Source organism: Streptomyces sp. NPDC000229 (genome assembly GCF_040300825.1).
In the GTDB taxonomy this organism is placed as follows: domain Bacteria; phylum Actinomycetota; class Actinomycetes; order Streptomycetales; family Streptomycetaceae; genus Streptomyces.
On sequence record NZ_JBEPEL010000051.1, the window covers coordinates 1 to 17,426 of the forward strand.

18 protein-coding genes are annotated in these 17,426 nt (G+C 73.8%); 6 read left to right on the forward strand and 12 right to left on the reverse strand.

Annotated features, from left to right (window positions below):
* Nucleotides 1-786, reverse strand: a 786-nt coding sequence (locus tag ABT360_RS22995) for a GAF domain-containing protein (protein ID WP_351819537.1), incomplete at its 3' end; no start/stop codon positions are given.
* A gap of 176 nt (nt 787-962) precedes the next feature.
* On the opposite strand from ABT360_RS22995, the gene ABT360_RS23000 reads away from it, so the two are divergent.
* Entirely contained in the window at nt 963-1,895 is a 933-nt protein-coding gene (locus ABT360_RS23000; RefSeq protein ID WP_351819540.1) for a MurR/RpiR family transcriptional regulator, read from the forward strand.
* A 284-nt stretch (nt 1,896-2,179) separates the two neighbouring features.
* Here ABT360_RS23000 and ABT360_RS23005 read toward each other — a convergent pair whose 3' ends face one another.
* Nucleotides 2,180-2,443 (reverse strand): DUF5133 domain-containing protein, encoded by a 264-nt coding sequence (locus ABT360_RS23005; protein ID WP_351819543.1) that lies wholly within the window; start codon nt 2,441-2,443, stop codon nt 2,180-2,182.
* 276 nt (nt 2,444-2,719) lie between these two features.
* Between ABT360_RS23005 and ABT360_RS23010 the strand changes: the two genes are divergently transcribed.
* The 3 genes from ABT360_RS23010 to ABT360_RS23020 all read left to right on the forward strand — a co-directional run bounded on the left by ABT360_RS23010 (nt 2,720) and on the right by ABT360_RS23020 (nt 4,631).
* Nucleotides 2,720-2,908 carry a DUF2795 domain-containing protein gene (locus ABT360_RS23010; RefSeq protein ID WP_351819546.1) on the forward strand — a complete coding sequence of 63 codons (189 nt, stop codon included), beginning with the start codon at nt 2,720-2,722 and terminating at the stop codon, nt 2,906-2,908.
* A gap of 284 nt (nt 2,909-3,192) precedes the next feature.
* Nucleotides 3,193-4,185 (forward strand): glycosyltransferase family 2 protein, encoded by a 993-nt coding sequence (locus tag ABT360_RS23015; RefSeq protein WP_351819549.1) that lies wholly within the window; start codon nt 3,193-3,195, stop codon nt 4,183-4,185.
* Nucleotides 4,182-4,631: a GtrA family protein gene (locus ABT360_RS23020; RefSeq protein WP_351819551.1), complete on the forward strand. Its 450-nt coding sequence runs from the start codon at nt 4,182-4,184 to the stop codon at nt 4,629-4,631. Before ABT360_RS23015 ends, ABT360_RS23020 begins: the two co-directional genes overlap by 4 nt.
* Here ABT360_RS23020 and ABT360_RS23025 read toward each other — a convergent pair.
* From ABT360_RS23025 to ABT360_RS23035, 3 genes are all read right to left on the reverse strand, one after another.
* Nucleotides 4,606-6,114 (reverse strand): DUF6056 family protein, encoded by a 1,509-nt coding sequence (locus ABT360_RS23025; RefSeq protein WP_351819554.1) that lies wholly within the window; start codon nt 6,112-6,114, stop codon nt 4,606-4,608. The genes ABT360_RS23020 and ABT360_RS23025 overlap by 26 nt on opposite strands.
* A gap of 180 nt (nt 6,115-6,294) precedes the next feature.
* On the reverse strand, nt 6,295-7,026 hold the full coding sequence (locus ABT360_RS23030; protein WP_351819557.1) for a class I SAM-dependent methyltransferase: 732 nt from the start codon (nt 7,024-7,026) through the stop codon (nt 6,295-6,297).
* Between the two features lie 9 nt (nt 7,027-7,035).
* Nucleotides 7,036-9,780 carry a SpoIIE family protein phosphatase gene (locus tag ABT360_RS23035; RefSeq protein ID WP_444852313.1) on the reverse strand — a complete coding sequence of 915 codons (2,745 nt, stop codon included), beginning with the start codon at nt 9,778-9,780 and terminating at the stop codon, nt 7,036-7,038.
* Nucleotides 9,781-10,006: 226 nt separating this feature from the next.
* Between ABT360_RS23035 and ABT360_RS23040 the strand changes: the two genes are divergently transcribed.
* On the forward strand, nt 10,007-10,768 hold the full coding sequence (locus tag ABT360_RS23040; RefSeq protein WP_444852314.1) for a carbonic anhydrase: 762 nt from the start codon (nt 10,007-10,009) through the stop codon (nt 10,766-10,768).
* Between the two features lie 10 nt (nt 10,769-10,778).
* Here the strand turns inward: ABT360_RS23040 and ABT360_RS23045 are convergent, their stop codons facing one another.
* Genes ABT360_RS23045 through ABT360_RS23060 form a run of 4 tightly spaced genes read right to left on the reverse strand, consistent with a single transcriptional unit; the run spans nt 10,779 to nt 13,866 of the window.
* Complete coding sequence (locus tag ABT360_RS23045; RefSeq protein ID WP_351819560.1) at nt 10,779-11,405, reverse strand: alpha-ketoglutarate-dependent dioxygenase AlkB; 627 nt, start codon at nt 11,403-11,405, stop codon at nt 10,779-10,781.
* Nucleotides 11,406-11,438: 33 nt separating this feature from the next.
* A complete protein-coding gene (locus ABT360_RS23050; RefSeq protein ID WP_351819563.1) occupies nt 11,439-12,161 on the reverse strand; it encodes a polysaccharide deacetylase family protein in 723 nt (240 codons plus the stop codon).
* On the reverse strand, nt 12,155-13,033 hold the full coding sequence (locus ABT360_RS23055; RefSeq protein WP_351819566.1) for a DMT family transporter: 879 nt from the start codon (nt 13,031-13,033) through the stop codon (nt 12,155-12,157). Before ABT360_RS23055 ends, ABT360_RS23050 begins: the two co-directional genes overlap by 7 nt.
* A gap of 5 nt (nt 13,034-13,038) precedes the next feature.
* Nucleotides 13,039-13,866, reverse strand: coding sequence for an SDR family NAD(P)-dependent oxidoreductase (locus ABT360_RS23060; protein WP_351819569.1), 828 nt, complete (start codon nt 13,864-13,866; stop codon nt 13,039-13,041).
* 184 nt (nt 13,867-14,050) lie between these two features.
* Between ABT360_RS23060 and ABT360_RS23065 the strand changes: the two genes are divergently transcribed.
* A complete protein-coding gene (locus ABT360_RS23065) occupies nt 14,051-15,127 on the forward strand; it encodes an MGDG synthase family glycosyltransferase (RefSeq protein ID WP_351819572.1) in 1,077 nt (358 codons plus the stop codon).
* A gap of 6 nt (nt 15,128-15,133) precedes the next feature.
* Here ABT360_RS23065 and ABT360_RS23070 read toward each other — a convergent pair whose 3' ends face one another.
* The 3 genes from ABT360_RS23070 to ABT360_RS23080 form a co-directional block, all read right to left on the reverse strand.
* Nucleotides 15,134-15,973: an arylamine N-acetyltransferase family protein gene (locus ABT360_RS23070; protein ID WP_351819574.1), complete on the reverse strand. Its 840-nt coding sequence runs from the start codon at nt 15,971-15,973 to the stop codon at nt 15,134-15,136.
* 30 nt (nt 15,974-16,003) lie between these two features.
* The gene (locus ABT360_RS23075) at nt 16,004-17,170 is read right to left on the reverse strand and encodes a lanthionine synthetase LanC family protein (protein WP_351819577.1); all 1,167 of its coding nucleotides are present in this window, start codon (nt 17,168-17,170) and stop codon (nt 16,004-16,006) included.
* An 88-nt stretch (nt 17,171-17,258) separates the two neighbouring features.
* Nucleotides 17,259-17,417, reverse strand: coding sequence for a hypothetical protein (locus ABT360_RS23080; RefSeq protein ID WP_351819579.1), 159 nt, complete (start codon nt 17,415-17,417; stop codon nt 17,259-17,261).
* Nucleotides 17,418-17,426: the final 9 nt, after the last annotated feature.

A 17,426-nucleotide genomic window follows, 5' to 3' on the forward strand; every position in this document is an offset into this window, starting at 1 on the left:
AGGATGGCGCGGCCGGAGTGCTTGCCGTCGTACAGGGCGGCGTCGGCGGCCCGCTGCAGAACGGACAGGTCGCGGCTGTCGAGGACGTCGGCCGCGGCCCGGGGCGGGGGGCTCGGCCGGGGCGGGCGGTTCGGCCCGGGCGGGGGCCAGCATCGTTTGGAGCGTGCCGTCCATGGTGATGGCGCCGGTGGCGGGGTCCCAGTCGAGGTGGCCGGTCCGTACGGGCGGGTCGGCGTGGGCCGGGAGCTGGACGTTGACGGGTGGGTCGTCCCAGGCGACCGGGGTGCCCCGGGCGGCGAGGTCGGCGAGCCGGGTGCCGAGGCGCCGGGCGGCCTGCTGCATCCGGTGCCGGTCGGCCGGCTCGACCGGGCGACCCGGTGTGGCGGCGCGGAGCACCACGAGCACGCCGAACGCCTCACGGCCGTGGGTGACCGGCTCGTAGAGCGACCCGAAGGGAAACGGCAGGCCCGCCATGAGCTGGGGGAAGCGGCGCATGGCCTCCTCGGCGTCGGCGAGGTGGACCGGCCTGCCGGAGCGGTAGGACTCCGCCACCGGGAAGGGGCGGTTGATGTGCATGCGCCACCAGGGGTGGAACAACCGGGCGGGCAGCCCGGCGAGTGCGGCGATCCGGAGCAGCCCCGGGCTGCCGCTGCGCAGGTAGACGCCGCCCGCGAAGCCTCCGGTGGACTCGACGGCGTCCACCGTGGCGTGTGCCAGTTCCAGGGCCAGCGGGTCCGGCAGGCCCTTGGCGTTGCCCGTGCCGTTGCTGTGCGGTTTCCCTGGCATGTCCCAGCCTCACTGAGCGGGAGGGTTCCGGCGGCGCCGTGCCGGTGCGGCGCGGTGCCCCGGGGCACACAGACAGCATGCTCCCGAGCGGCCGCGTCGTGCACATCGGTGGCCGGGGAGAGGCCGGGACGGTTGAGCTATGTTGAGCGGGATCGGGACGAGAAGGAGGCATACCGGTGCCATCAGGGCAGCAGGCACGCGCGCAGGCGGCTGCGATCACGCCGGGCAAGCCGTCCTCGACGGAGGAGTCGGCCCCCGCTGTTCCCATGGACCGGGTCATGGCGCTCTTCGGCGGTCACCGGCTGTCGCCCGCCCAGCGCCGTATCGCGCAGTACATGATCGACCACCTCACGGAGGCGGCGTTCCTGTCGATCACGGATCTCGCGGAGCGGGTGGGGGTCAGCCAGCCGTCGGTGACGCGGTTCGCGACGTCCCTGGGGTACAGCGGGTTCCCCGCGCTCCGGGAGGCGTTGCAGCCGATCGCGCTGAGCGCGGTGGCCGGGGCGCCGGACACGCGCGAGGAGATCCGCCGCAACGAGCTGCAGGCCGCCATCGACGCCGAGATCGAGAACCTGGAGCATCTGCGGCGCCTGGTCGCCGATCCGGGGCAGATCCTCGACGTCGGCCGCGAGTTGGCCACTTCCGTGCCCTTGACCGTCCTCGGTCTGCGCATCTCGGTGTCGCTCGCGGAGTACTTCGCGTACGCGGCGCGCCGCATCCACCCCGACGTCCGCCTGGTGACCCGCGGCGGCAGCGTCGCCTACGACACACTGCTGCAGTCCCGCGAGGCGGGCGGCACCTGGGTGCTGGCGTTCGCGATGCCGAGGCACGCGCACGAGACCCTGGCCGCGATGCGGGCGGCCCGCCGGACCGGGCTGCGGATCGCGCTGATCACGGATCTGACGCTCGGGCCGCTGGTGGACGAGGCGGACGTGGCGCTGACGGCCGGCACCGGTTCGCGGCTGGTCTTCGACTCGTACGCGGCACCCGGCGTGCTGTCGGCCTCCGTGCTCCAGGCCATGGCGGACGCCAACCCGGAACGGACCCAGGTGCGGCTGGAAGGCTATGAGCAGGCCGCGGAGCAGCACAACTTCTTCCTCGACGACTGACGACGCCAGAAGCTCCCCGCCACTCGTGCCGCCAGGGCGTTTTCAGACATTTTCACGTCTGTCGCGGCATGAAAAATTTCATGCACTTGCTTACTCGACGGTAAATATATTTACTGCTCGGACACCCCCGGTGAAACGACCCGGGGAACGAGACAGAACACCGGCTGACGGCGCTCCCTCCTCGCGCCGCCCCCGGTGTTTTGACCGGGCGCTCCGCACTCCCCGCGGACACCCGTGGCGGCCCCGGTCAACCCCTGGGCCGGGGCCGCCGAAAATCCTCCCCGTCAGGTGGCCGTCACGGCCGCCGCGGCAGTGACAGCCGCCGTGGCCGGGGACGTCGCCGTGGCCGCCGTGGCGGCCAGCCTGGCGCGTGCGGCCGCCAGCGCTTGGTCCAGCTGCCGCGTTCCGGTGGTCACGCAGAGCGTGTACGTGACATCGTCGAGCCGTCGTTTCAGGTCGGGCGCGAGGGCCAGCTCCTGGGAGGCGGTGCACAGGGATTCGTAACGGGCTACGAGCTCACGAAGCACTGCGGGATGCGCCAACAGCATGAACGTACCTGCCTTTCCCACGCCACGAAGCAAGGAGAGAGGGGACGCCGCTGCCTGCTCCAGGCCGGCCTCCCCGGGACGGGGCGATGCTCCGGTCCCCGAACCGGGTCGCCCTCCCGCACATGGATGTGCCCGCGCTCTCCGGTCCTCACACGACATTGTGATGCAACCGTGACGGTTTCGCGCTGCGTGGGGAGAAAAGGTATCTGTGCGCCATTGTTGTGACATGGGCTTGGGTCCCGGTAGCCGCCTCCCGCGCGGGGGTACCCCTCGACCATGGCTGTGAACCCCATCGAAATGCAGAAGGCCCTCGGCGGCGTCAACTACCCGGCTTCGAAGAAGGAGATCGTCGATCAGGCGCAGAAGCACAAGGCCGACAAGAAGGTCATGGACGCCCTGAGTTCCCTCCCCGACAAGGAGTACGACTCGCCGGCCGCCGTCAACAAGGAGGTCGGCAAGGGCTAGACCGGGTCCGGACCCCACCACGCCGGTCCGGCACACCGTCCGCCCCGCCCCCGCAGTCCGGGTGGCGGGGCGGACGTCTGCGTACACATGCACACCCCCACGGGTTCACCCGAGTGGACGGCGTGGGGCTGTGAAGCGGCCGCCGCCGCGCTCCACTGGCTGGACAGGGCGAAGTCCACCGCCCTGTGCAGGCAACCCCGGTGGCCCCATGGCCATCCTCCCTATGCGGCGGCCCCGAACTCCCGGACGCCGCACCGCACACCAGTGCATGGAGTGAGCAGCCCATGGTCCATATGTCGGTCGTCGTCCCGTGCTTCGACGAGAGCGAGGTGATCGACGCCTTTCACACCGCCCTGATCACCGCTCTCGAACCGACCGGAGTGACCTTCGAGGTGTGTTACGTCGACGACGGCAGCGGCGACCGCACCATGGACCGGCTGCGGGACCTGGCGGCGGCCGACGGGCGCGTGCGCTACACCTCCTTCAGCCGGAACTTCGGCAAGGAGTCCGCGCTGCTCGCCGGTATGCGGATGTCCCGGGGGGACGTGGTCGTCCTCATGGACGCGGACCTCCAGCACCCTCCCGCTCTCCTCCCCCGCATGCTGGAGTTGCACCGGCACGGCTACGACCAGGTGATCGCCCAGCGGGACCGCAGCGGCGAGGGCGCCGTGCGGACCGCGCTCAGCCGCGCCTACTACCGCCTGGTCCGCCGCTTCATGGACGTCGAGATCGTCGACGGAGCGGGAGACTTCCGGCTGCTGTCACGCCGCGCGGTCGACTCGCTGCTCTCCCTTCCCGAGAGCAATCGCTTCTCCAAGGGCCTGTTCTCCTGGATCGGGTTCGACACCGTCAGCTTCACCTACGAGAACGTCGAGCGGGCCGCCGGCCGGTCCAAGTGGGGCGGCCGGCGGCTGCTCAACTACGGCATCGACGGACTGCTGTCGTTCAACAGCCGGCCGCTGCGCCTGGCCATCCACACCGGTCTGTGGCTGTTCCTCTCCGCGCTTCTCTACGCGCTGTGGATCGTCGCCAACGCGATCCTCGACGGCGTGGACACACCCGGGTACGCGACCCTCATCACCGCCATCGTCGCGCTCAGCGGCATCCAGCTCGCCACGCTCGGCGTCATCGGGGAGTACGTGGGGCGGATCTACCACGAGGCCAAGCGCCGCCCGCACTACGTGGTGCGTGAGACGGACCGGTCGGCGGCCGTCCGGCGTCACGACGCGCGCCAGGCCCCTCTGGAGCCGGCGGGACGGGCGCGGCCCAAGCCGTGAAGCCCGCCGTCCTGCGCCAGTTCGTCTCCTTCTGCCTCATCGGGCTGGCCAACACCGCCGTCTACTTCGGCGTGTACGCCACGCTCAACATCTGGCTGCCCTACCTCGCCGCCCACGTCATCGGATACGCCGTGAGCGTCGTCGGCTCGTTCCTGCTCAACTCGTACGTCACCCTCCGCACCCGGCCGACGTGGCGGGCGTTCGCCCGCTACCCCCTGTCGGGCGCGGCGAACGTGGTGGGCAGCGGGATCCTGCTCCATCTCGCCGTCAGCAGGCTGGGGATGGACGAGAACCTCGCGGCCATCGCCGCCGGTCTCCTCGTCACCCCGCTGTCCTTCGTCCTCGCCCGCTGGGCCATCACCTCCGGGGCGGCCGCAACCCGCCGTTCGGCGTCTCGGCGGCCGCCCGGGGAGGACCGGGTCAGGGAAGGCGCGTCCCGCGAGTGACCTTGTCCAGGTGGTAGTAGTCGGCGACGCACTGCGCGGGCCAGATCCTGGTGCCGTTGGCGCTGAACGGTTCCAGCATCCCGCTGACCGACACCGGCTTGTACGGCAGGACCTTCGCGCCCTCGGCGGCCCGCTCCCGCAGCCACCGGTCCTGCCGGTCCCACTTCTGCGCCCGTACCCGCATGTCGTGGCCCAGCTCGTACAGCGGGGCCGCCAGCCCCAGGACCGTCACCGCGCAGACGGCGGCGGCGAGCCCGGTGACCGCGCCCGTGCGCACCCCCCGCAGTCGCAGCGCCCGCCCGAGGAAGGCACCGGCGCCCACCAGGAGCAGCACGTACAGCAGGAGGTAGTCGTTCCAGGTGCGCTCGGCCGACACCACGCGGGGGCCGAAGACCGGGTAGGTGATGACGGTGCACAGGTAGCCGGAGACGAGGAACGCCAGCGCGCCGAGGCCGGTCAGCAGCAGCGGCCGGCACGGCAGCAGGACCCGCCGCTCCCCCGCGGTGCCGCGGGCCAGCAGGCCCAGCAGGACTCCGGCGGCGAGGGCGCCCGCGTAACTCCACGTCGTCAGGACCGTCTCCAGGATGCGGACGTACGCCCGCAGCGAGGCGAGCAGTGATTCGGGGGCGAGCATCGAGGTGGTCTCGGCGCCGAACCGCTCGCGCCGGTTGCGCGAACCGGGGGACGTCACCAGCACGATCGTGCCGATGGCCACACCGGCCATGCCGACGAGGGACCAGCCCCGGGCGAAGGCCCTGACCCGTTCGGTGAAGATCCACCCGGCGAACAGGACGACGCCGGACAGCACCACCAGGGCCACCACGGACGCCTCTTCGGAGAGGGTCCCCATGAACACCCCCGCGAGCAGGACGACCGCGAGCGCGGCGATCCGGCCACGCCTGCCACGCGCCCGCAGCAGCGGGATCGCCGCCGCGCAGGCGAGGACCGGGGCGAGGGTGTGCGAGACGGACGCGGCGGGCCAGTAGAAGGTCTTGTACGTGTTCTGGGTGGCGAACAGGAAGACCGCCGTGATCATGGCCGCGACGAGCAGCGGCACCCCGCGCGGTACGCTCTGGCCGGCCCGGCGCAGCAATTGCACGGTCAGGGCCCACAGCAGGCCGAGCATGAGGACGCCGCTGACGACGGCGTACCACTGGTGCCCGGCGACCGGGAACTTGGCGTACAGGCCGACGAGCAGCCCGTTGCCGACCCGCCCGTTGTCGGTGACGTAGAACTTGCCGACCAGGCGCGAGATGCCGCCGTCGCGCACGACGGGCAGGAAGCACCACTCGTCGGCGCTGGGACGGACGTACCGGCCGAGGTAGGACGCGGCGGCGAGGAGGCCGAGCGGCAGCAGGGCGAGGCCGGCCGTCCAGACGGTCGTCCGTGACCTGCGCGGGTCACCGCCACCCCGCTCGCACCCGGCCCCGGGGTCGTTCCCCGGGTCCGGTGGGACGGTGACACTCGATGCGCCGACGGCCATGTCTTCTTCACTGCCTCTCGGGGAAACCACTGGTACGACACCGAAGAGGTGAATCCGGCCGGTGCCGTTGTCCGCGCGCCGTACCGGATTCGGCGAATCGCGGACCGGTCTCCCACTCGACCGGCTGTTCACGGCCCTCGCAACCGGCCGTCGCCCAGGTGGCTCACACCCGCGGCCGGCTCACGGGCGCAGCGCGGTCACCAGGCGGCACCGGGGCGCTCCGTCGGGCCGGCGGCCGAACTCCTCCAGCGGGGACAGCTCCACCGTGAAGCCGGTACGGGTCAGTTCCGCGACCACGTCGGTGAGCTGGAAGGTGCGGTAGTACATGATGAAGCGCGGCCGCCACAGCAGGTTGCGTACGCGCATGGCGGCGTCGAACGCCCACAGCTCCCAGTAGGGCAGGGAGCCGACCGGGGGCGGGGCCGGGAGGGGGAAGACGAACCGGCCGCCGGGCCGCAGCGCCCGGTGCACCCCGGCGAACAGGAGGGGCCGCTCGGCCGGCAGGAAGTGACCGAACGCCCCGAAGCTCATGGCAAGGTCGAAGGGCGGGCCGAACGGCAGGGCGCGGGCGTCGGCGCATACCCAGTGGAGTTCGGGGGCGTCGCCGTTCGCGTCCGTGTGGGCGGCGCGGGCCCGGTCGAGCATGCCGGCGCTGAAGTCGACGCCGGTCACCCGCTCCTGGCACAGCTCGCGCAGCACCCCCACCCCGGCTCCGGTGCCGCAGCACACGTCGAGGCCCGCGCGGAACGGGCCGAGCGGTCGTACGGCGTCGGCGACCGCGCGCAGCACGCTTTCGGAGGTGCGGTAGGGGGTGTGGTCGAACTTGGGGGCCAGCAGGTCGTAGCCGGCGCGGGTGGACGAGAGCGCCTGGATGGCGAGTTCGCGGAGCGTCGGGCCGTTCGGGCCGAACATGGTCCCCTCTCAGATCAGGCCTGCGTTGAAGACGTCGAACGGCAGGGTTCCGCTGCCGTCCAGCGGCTCGGTGCCGGCGCCGGGGAGCGGGAGTTCCGCCCAGATCACCTTGCCCTGGGCGGTGTATCTGGTGCCCCAGCGTTCGGCCAGCTGGGCGACGAGGAAGAGGCCGCGGCCGCCCTCGTCGGTGGTGGCGGCGTACCGGAGGTGGGGTGAGGTGCTGTTGTTGTCGGCGACCTCGCAGGTCAGACCGCGGTCGTACAGCAGGCGGACGCGGACGGGGGCGGATCCGTAGCGGATGGCGTTGGTGATGAGCTCGCTGAGGATCAGTTCGGCGGCGAAGGAGAGGTCGTCCAGGCCCCACTCGGTGAGTTTGCGTACGGCGGCGGAGCGGATGCCGCCGACGGCGCCGGGGTGGAACGGTACGTCCCAGTCGGCGACGCGGTCGCCGCCGAGGGCGCGGGTGCGGGCGACGAGCAGGGCCACGTCGTCCTTGGGGTGGGCGGGCAGGAGCTCGTCGAGCACCAGGCTGCAGAGGTCCTCGGGGGTGGCGGCGGGCCGGCCCAGGGCCTTGCGGAGCAGTTCGATGCCGACGTCGATGTCGCGGGCGCGGTCCTCGATCAGCCCGTCGGTGTAGAAGACGATCTGGCTGCCTTCGGTCAGTTCCAGTTCGCGGGTCTCGAAGGGTATGCCGCCGAGGCCCAGCGGCGGCCCGGCCGGGAGGTCGGGGAACTCGACGTTCCCGCCGGGGTGGACCAGCGCGGGCAGCGGGTGTCCCGCGCGGGCCATGGAGCAGCGCCGGGAGACGGGGTCGTACACCGCGTACAGGCAGGTGGCCCCGGTCATGCCGGCGGCGCCCGTGTCGTCCTCGTCCTCGTCCTGGTCGATCCGGCCGACGAGGTCGTCGAGGCGGCCGAGGAGTTCGTCGGGGGGCAGGTCGAGGGTGGAGAAGTTGTGTACGGCGGTACGCAGCCGGCCCATGGTCGCGGCGGCGTGCAGGCCGTGCCCGACGACGTCGCCGACGACGAGGGCGACCCGGCTGCCGGGGAGGGGGATGACGTCGAACCAGTCGCCGCCGACGCCGGACTGGGCGGGCAGGTAGCGGTGGGCCACCTCCAGGGCGCTCTGCTCGGGCAGGGCGCGGGGCAGCAGGCTGCGCTGGAGGGTGACGGCCATGGCGTGTTCGCGGGTGTAGCGGCGGGCGTTGTCGATGCAGACGGCGGCGCGGGCGACGAGTTCCTCGGCGAGCGCGAGGTCCTCCTCCTCGAAGGGTTCGGGCTTCTCGGAGCGCCAGAAGTTGGCGACGCCGAGGACGACGCCCCGGGCCTTGAGGGGGACGGCGATGAGGGAGTGGATGCCGTACTGGACGATCCGGGCCGCCCGGTCGGGGTCCTGGGCCTGCCAGCCGGGCGCCTTGGACAGGTCGGGCACCAGTTCGGCGCGGCCGCTGCCGAAGCCGCGTGCCTGGGGTGTGGAGGGGACGAAGCCGATCATCTTGCCGCGCGGGTAGAGGGGGTGGTCGTCGCGGATGCCGGCGACGGCGGTGCGGCGCATGTCGGCGGTCGTGCCCGTGGGCTCCTCACCGCGCAGGACCGGGTCGGCCAGGTCGACGGTGACGAAGTCGGCGAACCGGTGGACGGTGACCTCGGCGAGTTCCTCGGCGGTGCGGACGACGTCGAGGCTGGTGCCGATCCCGACGCCGGCGTCGTACAGCAGGTTGAGCCTTCTGCGGGCGCCCTCGGCGCGGCCGGTGAGGGAGCGCAGCTCGGTGGTGTCGCGGATGGTGGCGACGGTCCCGGCGGGGCCGCCGTGGCGGTCGGTGTGGCGCTGGTTGACGGCGAGCAGCCGGTCGGCGGCGGGGACGACCTCGTCGGTGGCGACGCGGCCGGAGCAGAGCAGTTCGGCCATGCCGGGGTCGAGGCCCGGCAGGTCCCTGACGTTGCGGCCCTCGGCGTCGGGCGGGAGCCGGAGCAGCCGTTCGGCCTCGTCGTTGGCGAGCAGGAGTCTGCCGTCGCCGCCGACGATGACGACGCCCTCGCGGACGGCGTGCAGCACGGCGTCGTGGTGTTCGTACACCCGGGTCATCTCGGCGGGGCCGAGGCCATGGGTCTGGCGGCGCAGGCGCCGGGCCACCAGGGCGGTTCCGGCGGTGGTCACGGCCAGGCCGGCGGCGGCGATGGCGAGGATGACGGGCAGTTGGCGGTTGACGACGCCGGTCACGTTCCGGACTTCCAGACCGGCGGAGACGAGGCCGATGATCTTCCCGTCCGAGCCCCTGACGGGAACGATGGCCTGGACCTCTTCGCCGAGGGGGCCGTCGACGCTCTCGGTGTGGACGCGGCCGGCGAGGGAGGGCTCTATGGTTCCGACGAACCGTCCGCCGATCCGCTCGGGCTGGGGGTGGGTGTAGCGGATCCCGTTGGTGTTCATCACGACGATGAAGTCCACCCCGGCCCGCTCGCGTGCCGTCTCGGTGAGCGGCTGGAGCACGCTGGACGGGTCGGGGTGGGTCTCCAGGACGTTCTCCAGGCCCGGGGAGTGGGCGAAGGACTCGGCGACGGCGATGGAGCGGTTACGGGCCTCCCGGTCGCTGTCGCTGCGCGACTGGAGGAGCAGTGCCAGGACCGCTCCGAGTACCAGGAGCACGACGAGCGCCACCTGCAGGACGAAGACCTGCCCCGCGACACTCCGTGGGAGCCTCTCGGCCAGTGACCGAACCGAGGCGCCACGGAATCGGTCGAAAAAGTGGACCACGCTCCCCTTTCTAACACCGCATGGGCCATGGCGACCATGAGTGACCGCCGGTCGCCGGACGACCACGCTGTGCACGCGGACTCCCCGGGGCGCCCGCGGGGCCCCGGGTGGCCTTCGGCGGGGGAATCCATCGTTCGCCCAAAGCATGTCCATGGGCCGGCCACAGGGGGGCCAACAGTGGCCCAACTCGAACAGGTGACGAGCGGCCGGACGTACGTTTCGTGTCGTGACTTCGCATCCCGGTGACGGGCCGACAGCCCTGTCCCTTCCCGCTCCCCTGCCTTCTCCGCGCGGCCGCCGTGTGCTGCTGCGTGCGGCGCTCGGTGGCGCCGCCGCCCTGGGTGCCGGAGCGGGCCTCGCCCCGGCACCGGCCGTGGGGGCACCGCGTTCCGGCCCTCGGCGCCCCACCACCCCCGCGGCGGCGCTGCGGGAGCTGGCCCATGGCAACCGGCGCTGGCGGGCGCTGCACCAGGCCCATCCGCACGAGGGGGCGGCGGACCGGACGGCGGCCGTGTCCGGCCAGCACCCGTTCGCCCTGATCCTGGGCTGCATCGACTCCCGCGTCCCGCCCGAGCTGATATTCGATCAAGGCCTCGGTGATCTGATGACGGTCCGCTCGGCGGGCCAGGTGCTGGACGAGGCGGTGCTCGGCAGCGTCGCGTACGGCGTCCTCGAACTGGGGATACCGCTGGTCATGGTGCTGGGGCACCAGTCGTGCGGGGCGGTGGCGGCCGCCGTGCACGCGGACGAGACCGGCGGGCGTCCGCCCGCCCACATCGACTACATCGCCGAGCGGATACGGCCCGCCATCGACCACGGCCACACCGGGACGGCGCGGATCGACGCGACGATCACGGCCAACGTCCGCCATGTACGCGCGCAGCTGGCCGCCGAACCGGACCTCGCAGCCCGGGTGGAGGCGGGCCGGCTGGCCGTCGTGGGGGCGCGGTACGAGCTCGGTACGCAGCTCGCCCACCGCCTGGCGTAGGAGTGACCGGTCAGCCCACGCCGCGTGGCCGGAACTGGATGCTGATGCGGGGGCCGACTCCCTTGGCGGTCTTGGGGACGGCGTGCTCCCAGGTCCGCTGGCACGAGCCGCCCATCACGATCAGGTCGCCGTGCCCGAGGGGCACCCGCCTCGACGGGCCGCCCCGGCGGGGGCGCAGCGCCAGATCGCGCGGTTCTCCGACCGACAGGATGGCGACCATCGTGTCCTCGCGGGAACCGCGCCCGATGCGGTCGCCGTGCCAGGCGACGCTGTCCCGCCCGTCCCGGTAGTAACAGAGCCCCGCCGTGGTGAACGGTTCGCCCAGTTCGGCGGCGTAGTGCGCGGACAGGGCGGCGCGGGCCTCGTCGAGCACGGGGTGCGGCAACCGGTCGCCCTCGCCGTAGTAGGCCAGCAGCCGGGGCACGACGACCTCGTGGTCGTACATCGTGCGGCGTTCGGCCCGCCACGGGACGCCCTCGGCGAGCTCCTCGAACAGCGCGTCGGCCCCGTGCAGCCAGCCGGGGAGCAGGTCGATCCACGCGCCGTCTCCGAGCACGGTCCGCCGGAGGCCGGTCAGCGGCCCCAGGCATACCTCGTCGGTCTGGTCGAAGAGCGAACCCTGCAGGTGTGCTGCCATGTCCTCAGCGTACGAGAAAATCGAATGCATGAGCTATTCGATCAGCCCGTGGTCCCTGAGCGGGCCGACCCGAAGGCCACGCGCGCGGCACTCCGCGACCAGCTCCGGCAGCGCTCCCAGCGCGGCCTGCCACGCCCCCGGCGCGCTCACCACGTCGGAGTCGTGCAGCAGCACCGTCCCGCCGCCGTGGAGCGTCCTCGTCACCTCCGCGTGCACGCTCCGCGGCGTCGCCTCGGCCGTCCAGTCGCGTCCCCACGCCGACCAGAGCACCGTGCGCAGTCCGGCGGCACGGGCGGCGGCCCACCGTCCGCCGGTGAGAATGCCGTAGGCGGGGCGGTACCACAGCGGCCACCGCCCGGCCGCGTCGGCGACCAGGTCCGCCGTCCGCGCCAGGTCGCGGGCGTCGCGCAGCGGGTGGGGCCACCAGGGCCGGTCGTGCCGCCAGCCGTGCACGGCCAGCTCGTGGCCCTCCGCCGCGATCAGCCGTCCCAGCGCGGGGTACCGCTCCAGCCGGCCGCCCAGCACGAAGAACGTCGCCCGTACGGACAGGGCGTCCAGGACGCGCAGGAACTGGGGCGTGCCGACGGGGTCCGGCCCGTCGTCGAAGGTCAGGGCCACGTGCGACGGGTCGCCCCGCCCGTCGAGCCCCGGCCACAGCGCGGCCCGCGCGCCGGGCAGCCACGTCGCGGCGGGCCCGATGTGCCACGCGGCCAGCGCGCCCAGCACGCCCGCCGCAGGTACGGCGGCGTTCACCATCGCCCCTCCGGGCGCTCCGAGTCGTCCGTGACGAGCGGGGACCTGGCCAGCTGGACGCACCCGGCCACCAGGACCGCTAGCGCCAGCACCTCGAACACCACCCGCCAGCCCAGGTGGACCCGTTCCGCGAACAGCGTCACGCCCAGCACCACGCTCAGCAGGGCGTCCCCCAGGGTCAGCGCGGGCTGCGAGGCGACCAGGCTGCCCGCCCGCAGCGTCACCTGGAGCAGGACGAAGCTCGCCAGCCCCACGCCCACGGCCGCGTACGGCTGCCAGGTCGCGAGCACCGCGCCGATCCCGTCCGGCAACCGGCCCAGCGCGTCCTTGAGCAGCGCCGCCGTGCAGGCGAAGCCGGTCGCCGTCGCCGTGCCCAGCACCGCGGCGCGGGGCGCCGGTGACAGCCTCAGCGACACCACCCCCAGCACCGCCACGAACGCGCCCGCGCCCAGGGCCGTCCACACCCAGTCCGCCACGGGCACGGTCGACCGGCCGCCCGTCGGGTCCGCCATCGCCAGGAAGACGGCCAGGCCCAGCGCCATGGCGGCGAACGCCCACTTGGTCCGGGTGTCGGGGCGGCGCCGGAACACCACGCCGCCGACCACCAGCGTGAACATCAGCTCCGTGCTCATCACCGGCTGGACCACCGACAAGGGCCCCGTGGCCAGGGCCAGGGCCTGGAGGACGCCCGACACGGCCAGCAGCGCGGCGCCCCACACCCACACCCGCCGGTGCACCAGTCCCGCCATCCACGAGCCCCGCCGCGCCGAGGCCGGTTCGGGGCCGGTGGCGGCCGCACCCTGGCGCTGGAGCACGGACGCCCCGGCGTTGCCGAGGGCGGCCAGCAGCGCCAGGCAGATCGACAGCGCCAACACCGGGGTCAGCCGAACCGCTTGGCCATGGCGCGGAAGAAGCCGGGCACGGCTCCGTGCAGCCGGGCGGGCATGGCGAGCCAGCCCGGGACGAACGCGTCCTCCCGGCCCCGTACGACCGCACGCCACACCACCTCTGCCACCCGTTCGGCGGACACCGGCCGCGGATGTTCACGGTGGTACGGGACACCCCGCGTGGTGAAGAACGGCGTGTCCACCGCCCCCGGCAGGACGACGGTCACCCCCACCCGGGTACCGGCCAGTTCGTAGCGCAGGCTGTCGGCGAAGGCCAGCAGGCCGCCCTTGGTGCTGGCGTAGACCGCCTCATTGGCCACCCCGACCCGCCCCGCCATGGAACCGATCATCACCACGTGCCCCACGCCCCGCTCGGCCATCTGCGGCAGCAGCAGCCGCACCAGATGGACGACCGAGGTGAGATTGACCGCGATCAGCCGGTCCACGGCGTCGGCGGGCATCCGGGTGAACGGCCCCGCCCAGCCGATGCCGGCCGCCGCCACCAGGACGTCGACACGTCCCTCCCTGTCCAGGGCGTCGGCGGCGAACCGCTCCACCCCCGGCCGCTCCGCCAGGTCCGCCCGCAGCGCGCCGCCGCCCGTCCGCCGCGTCACCGCCGCGAGCCGCTCCTCGTCCCGCCCGCCGAGCAGCAACCGCCAGCGGCCGTCGGCGGCGAACCGGTCGGCGACCGCCTCGCCGATGCCGGAGGACGCGCCCGTGACGAGGACGACCGGGCGGGCGACCGGTCCCGCGCCGGGCCGTGCCCCTCCCGGTTCGGCCTCGCGACGGGGCGTGGCCTCGTGACGGGGCGTAGGGGGCATGGCGGATCCTCCGGACTGTCGTCGACCGTGCTCTTCCAGCGTCCCGGTTTCGCGCCGGTTCGCCTCTCGGTACCCGCCCATCGCTCCCGCTGATCCACCCGAACAGTCCGATTCGGCCGCCCTCCGGGCCGCGCCGCGGGCCCGGACGGACCACGATGGAACGGCACGGAACGGAGGGCGCCACATGGGGCGGCGATGCCTGGTCCTCAGCGCGAGCATGGGTGCGGGCCACGACACGGTGGCCGGCGAACTCGCACGCCGGCTGCGCGCGGACGGCCACGACGTCCTCGTCCGGGACGTGCTGACGCTGCTGCCGCGCGGGACCGGGGCGGCGATGCGCGGCTTCTACCGGTTCGTGGTGCGGCGGCTGCCCCCGGTGTACGCGGCGATCTACGCGCTGTTCCTGGCCCCCCGGCCGCGTCCCCGCCGGGGGCTGGACGTCTCGCCGGTGGCCGCGCTCGCGGAGCGGCGGCTGGGGGTGCTCGTGGAGCGTTGGCGGCCCGACGTGATCGTCTCGACCTTCCACCTCGCGGGCCAGATCACCGGCCGGATGCGCGGCCGGGGCGCCTTGCGCGTGCCGTGCGTGGTCTTCGTGACCGACTTCGCCGTGCACCGCGCCTGGCTGGACCCGGGGAACGACCGGTACCTGTGCGTCAGCGAGGCCGCCGCGCGGGTGGCCCGGGACGGCACGGGGCGCCCGTCGGTCGCCACGGGGCCGGTCGTGCCGCCGGAGTTCCACGAGGCGGGGCCGGCTTCGGACGGCCGGCCGGTGGTGCTGTTGTCCGGCGGGGCGTGGGGGGTGGGGCCGGGGCTGCTGCGGACGGCCCGGGCGCTCGCCCGGCACGGCTTCCTGCCGGTGCTGCTCTGCGGCCGGGACGAGCGGCTGCGCCGGCGCGCCGCGCGGCTGCCGGGGGTACGCGCGCTCGGCTGGACGGACGACATGCCGGGGCTGATGGCGTCGGCTCGGGTCCTGGTCGACAACGCGGCGGGCCAGACGGCGGTGCAGGCCCTCGCCGCCGGGGTCCCGGTGGTCGGCTACCGGCCCATCCCGGGACACGGCGCCGTGGGCGTGCGGGAGATGGCGGCCGAGGGCCTGACCACCTACGCCGCGGACCTCCCCAGCCTGCTGGCTGCCGTGGGTGACCTCGCCGCCCCGGGCCCCGCGCGGGACCGGCGGACGGCGGCCGGCTCGGCGGTGTTCCGGGCCGACGCCGCCCGCCTGGTCACCGATCTCGCGGACGTCGGGGACGTCCGGCGCTGAGGACGGTTACGCCGCCGCCCGGCCGGCCGACCACTCCTCGTGGGCGCGCGTCACCCGCTCCCACAGGGCGGCCCGGTCGCCGGGGCCGAGACCGTCCAGGTTCCGGCCGAAGACGTCGGCGAGCGCGGCGAACCACTCCCCCGCCGTGTCCAGCGTCCGCTCGGCGCGTCCGGCCGCGTCGATGCGGGTGAGGACGCGGCCCCGCAGCAGGTCGAGCCCCTTGGCGTCGCGGCGCAGGGCGGCGAACGTGGTGAGGAACGGCGAGTCCGGCGCGGTGGACAGCCGCAGGTGCTCGTCGGTGAAATCCGCCATCGAGGCGGGGCGGGCGGCGAACTCCATGACGGGGAACGAACTGCCCGGGTCGTTGTGGAAAGTCCAGCCGCCCGGTTCCGTGACCGACGGTTCCATCCGGTACGTGAAGGGTCCCTGCCGGTACGTGCCGGCGCGCAGCGGCAGCGGTTCGTAAGGCCCGTCGCCGAGCCCCGCGTCGACGAACCAGGCCTCACCGTCGACCCGTACCGTCAGCGCCAGGTGGTTGCCGTTGGCGCCGCGCCCCTCGGGGTCGTGGTGGACGCCCCCGACATGGCGGGTGACGTCGTAACCGAGGGCCTCCAGCAGCGCGGCGAAGCCGCCGTTCAGATGGAAGCAGTAGCCGCCCTGCCCGGCGGCGAACCGGCGTACGGACAGCTCCGGTTCGATACCGGGCGGCCGGCCGAGCTGGATGTCGATGTTTTCGTACGGGACCCGCTCCAGATGGGCGCGCTGCAACGCGCTCAGCGCCTCCGCGGACGGCACGCCCGGGTCGGTCGTCCCCAGGCGGGCCAGGTAACCCTCAAAACCCTTCACGCTCATGACGGTTGACCCTAACGAGTGCCCTCAGCGCAGACCGAGGCAGGGCAGCCAGTCGCGCGGTCCGCCACGTGCCGTGAGCAGGGCGCTCAGCGCGCCCTCGGGGCCCGAGAGCAGGCCCGGCGGCCAGGCGGCGCCGAGGGCGGCGGGGAGGCGGTCGTGGAGGTGCGCGGTGAGGCGGGCGATGAGCGCCGTCGCGGCAGGCAGGTGCGCGTGGCGGTCGAAGGCGTCCGCCACCGCGAGGACTCCCGCCGCGCCGTGGCACAGCCCGAGGAGGTCCCCGGGGGTGTCGCCGAAGAGGTGGAAGGCCTCGTCGTACCGGTCGGCGAGGGTGGTGAACGCCCCTGCCGCCCGGTGCGCGGCCTCGGAGTCGTCCAGCGCGTCGGCCGCGTCCCACAGTGCCCAGGCGACGCCGGGTGTGCCGTAGCACCACGCCTGCCGCGGATCGGCGCCCGTCGGGGGTGCCCCGTCGAGCCCGGCGCCCGGCCAGGTGCGGACACCGCGCTCGTCGACGTAGGAGCGGGTGCCCAGCCAGCGGGTGGCGCGGCGCAGCGCGTCCGCGGTCCCGGGGTCCGCGTCGCGGCGCAGCGCGGCGGTGAGCGCGGTGATCACACCGGCGAGGCCGTGGCCCATGCCGGTGTTGACGCGCCCCTGTGTCCAGGACAGGTGGGGGTGGTCCGCGTACTGCCCGATGCGCAGGCGCCACAGGTCGCCCCGGTCGCAGAGGGACACCAAGTGGGTCGTCGCACCATGGAGTTGGCCGGGTGTCGGTTCCGTAGCGGCGCACAGGGCGTGCAGGGCACCGGCGGGCCCCGTGATGAGGTCGTAGTCGGGGAAGGCGACGTCCTGCCGGCGCAGGCCGGCCGCTGCGGTGGTGAGGTGGTCGCGCAGCCGGTCGGCGGCGCGGTGCAGTGCCGGGTGGAGCCGGGCGCCGAGACGCAGCCCGACGAGCGTGCCGGCCAGGCCGCCGTCGTACAGGCCGGGGTGGCCGGGTCCGCGCCCCGCCGTCCTGGCCCACACGGCGACCGCGCGGGCCGCCGTGGCGGTGGCTTCCGGGCCGCCGGTCGCGGCCACGAGGTGGGCGAGGACGGGGATGCCGGGGTCGGAGGGCGCCGGCGCCCACGGGGGTTGCGCCGTCCACTTCTCCAGGTACGTGAGGGCGAGGTCGGCGCCCGGGTCGTGAGGGGTGTCCATCGGGCTCCTCGTACGGGCGGGGACGGAGCCGCCCGGACGTGCCGGGCGGCTCCCGCCTGGGGCGGCGCGCCGCGCGGGCGCGTCCGCGTCAGGCGCAGATGACGACGGTCGCGCAGACGATGATGGTGCACAGGCCGCTGCAGCCGGCCGTCGTGGGGTGGGCCTCGGTCAGTTCGGTGTCGGTGATCCGCTCGTCGAGGTCGTCGATGAGGGCGTCGAGGTCGGTGAGTTCGATCGTTCCGGGCATGGTGGGTTC

Coding starts and splice junctions, on each gene's coding strand:
- ABT360_RS23005 (WP_351819543.1), bottom strand. CDS start 2,443: ATGCTGTTGGCGCATCCCGCAGTGCTTCGTGAGCTCGTAGCCCGTTAC.
- ABT360_RS23050 (WP_351819563.1), bottom strand. CDS start 12,161: ATGGTGAACGCCGCCGTACCTGCGGCGGGCGTGCTGGGCGCGCTGGCC.
- ABT360_RS23015 (WP_351819549.1), top strand. CDS start 3,193: ATGGTCCATATGTCGGTCGTCGTCCCGTGCTTCGACGAGAGCGAGGTG.
- ABT360_RS23075 (WP_351819577.1), bottom strand. CDS start 17,170: ATGGACACCCCTCACGACCCGGGCGCCGACCTCGCCCTCACGTACCTG.
- ABT360_RS23060 (WP_351819569.1), bottom strand. CDS start 13,866: ATGCCCCCTACGCCCCGTCACGAGGCCACGCCCCGTCGCGAGGCCGAA.
- ABT360_RS23080 (WP_351819579.1), bottom strand. CDS start 17,417: ATGCCCGGAACGATCGAACTCACCGACCTCGACGCCCTCATCGACGAC.
- ABT360_RS23025 (WP_351819554.1), bottom strand. CDS start 6,114: ATGGCCGTCGGCGCATCGAGTGTCACCGTCCCACCGGACCCGGGGAAC.
- ABT360_RS23010 (WP_351819546.1), top strand. CDS start 2,720: ATGGCTGTGAACCCCATCGAAATGCAGAAGGCCCTCGGCGGCGTCAAC.
- ABT360_RS23065 (WP_351819572.1), top strand. CDS start 14,051: ATGGGGCGGCGATGCCTGGTCCTCAGCGCGAGCATGGGTGCGGGCCAC.
- ABT360_RS23030 (WP_351819557.1), bottom strand. CDS start 7,026: ATGTTCGGCCCGAACGGCCCGACGCTCCGCGAACTCGCCATCCAGGCG.
- ABT360_RS23045 (WP_351819560.1), bottom strand. CDS start 11,405: ATGGCAGCACACCTGCAGGGTTCGCTCTTCGACCAGACCGACGAGGTA.